At 36.4% G+C, this 2,027-nt stretch carries 2 protein-coding genes; both read right to left on the reverse strand.

The window, feature by feature from the left end:
- Positions 1 to 454 (reverse strand): DNA-formamidopyrimidine glycosylase family protein (locus ABFC98_00005; protein MEN6444415.1); only part of this gene is annotated, 454 nt, incomplete at its 3' end.
- An 89-nt stretch (positions 455 to 543) separates the two neighbouring features.
- Positions 544 to 2,027 (reverse strand): hypothetical protein (locus ABFC98_00010; protein ID MEN6444416.1); only part of this gene is annotated, 1,484 nt, incomplete at its 5' end.

The following is a 2,027-nucleotide window of genomic DNA, read 5'->3' on the forward strand; positions in this document are numbered from 1 at the left end:
TTTTACCTTGCATTTTTTCTTTTAAATTTTGGGTAGTGAAATCATCACTAAAAGGTTCAAGTCCCAAAGTCGGTAGATATCTATCTATGTTACATTGTCGGCAGATAATTATTTTACCAAAGGTGCGGATATCGATAAAATGCAGAACTGAGTTATTTTTTAGATTTATTCTGGCTCTCTCATAGCTTAGCGGTTCGCTCGGAAACTGATCATAAACAAATTTACCTGTCATCCGCAAATGGACAATCAAGGCATAAGCACTATCCAGATAAATAATGATATATTTCCCTTTGCGTTTTATGCTTAGCGCTTTAGCTGGTAATGGTTTTGCAGCAATATTATCATCGTAAATCACGGTTCCGGGGTAGTAACAAGCAATTGAGTTTATTACTTTTCCTTTCATAACTTCTTCCAAGCCCTTTACGATTGTTTCAACTTCTGGCAATTCCGGCATTAAATTAACTATCCTCCAATTTATTATTATCTATTTTATCTGTAACATCTGTGAAATCTGTGAGATGCAAAAAACTGTGTAGAGCATTTCTACTCGGGTAATTTATCCCACAAGCCATCATACATTTGCCAGTTTTCGCCTGTTTTAATTAATGTTATGCTGCGCATAGCATTATGAGTATTTTTCTGCACAATGGAATCCCACTGTTTGTTAAGCATATAATTGGGAGGCACAGTTTCCGATGTTGAGTATCCTATCCAAATGAAATCCTTCTTTAAAGAAACCAGTTTATCTGCCAGACGGCGACTGTTTTCTTGGTCATAATTCCCGATAAGGACTATTTTACTATCCAGATTGGGTATTTCTTTTAGCAGAGAAAGAACTTCCGAATCCGCTTCCTTCCAATTGCGGGGATATTCTTCAGCCGTAATTTCAAAGTAGAGAGAATCATCCACACTGGGTTTTAAAGGCATATTAAAAAATTTTGTTTTACTATCTGAAACCCTATATCCAAACTGCAACCAAGCATCGTGAACAGGAAAACTACCAGTATATTTACCTGAACCAAGATAGTTAAATTTATCGTTTATTGGATAAAACATACCATTGGCATAACGACACACAGTCAATTGTTCTTCACTTGCTTTTACCGGAATGCCTTCTGCATCGTTAATCTGTAAAGTGAGTTGGAAGCTATTGGTTTTGTTATCTTTAGTAATATCTTCAAAGGACTGTTTTACAACATTTACATAATGCCAGTCGCCTTCAATAAAAACCGCGATTAAATCTGGAATTCTGGTATATTCAGCAGGAAAACCGTTAGCTCTTAACATACTTACCGCCAATATTTTATACTGAGACGAAGTCAGATTTTTCTGCTTTATGGCAATTTGCAAAGGAGGAATTCCGCTTAATGCCTTTTCTGGCTTGATATTATATCTTTTTTTCAGCTTAGAAAGCACTTTGATAACGCCTTCTCTGTTGTGAGCAAAGTTAAAACGAAATGATTCCGGATAAAGTTGTGCCTTGCCTTTTTTATATTCAACTGGCTGAGGCAGGTCTTCATAAAAAACAGCGGGAGAGAATATACTAACCAAATTTTCTTCTTCCATATCAGATTGATACAGCAAAATCCAGTTTTGATATAATGCCTCAAACTGTTCTGCATTTGCCTGCCATAAAAATTTCGGATCATCCAGCAATAAATAATTAAGAAAATTTACATCCGGCTCAGGGTTGCGTTTTACAAATTCCCAAAAAGCGGAATAATTACCTCGGCAAGCAATGGCAACTTTTATCATCAGCGAATCATCCATCACTTTTGCATTTATGGCATTTGCCTCAAATAATTTCTGTTTCTCCTGCCAGCGTTGTTTTTCCAAATTTACAGCTAAAGTATATTCTTCGGGTTGGGTTTGCCAGTTATGGTCATTGGCAGGATATTCTAAAGTTGCCCACCCCTCAGGAAAATCCTTATTGCTAACCTGAGCTGTAATGTCAATTGTCTTTTGTTCATCGGAAGGAACCAAAATAAGCGCTTTACCCTCTTTACTATATACAGATAAGTAAAATG

The organism is Candidatus Cloacimonas sp. (assembly GCA_039680785.1).
GTDB lineage: Bacteria > Cloacimonadota > Cloacimonadia > Cloacimonadales > Cloacimonadaceae > Cloacimonas.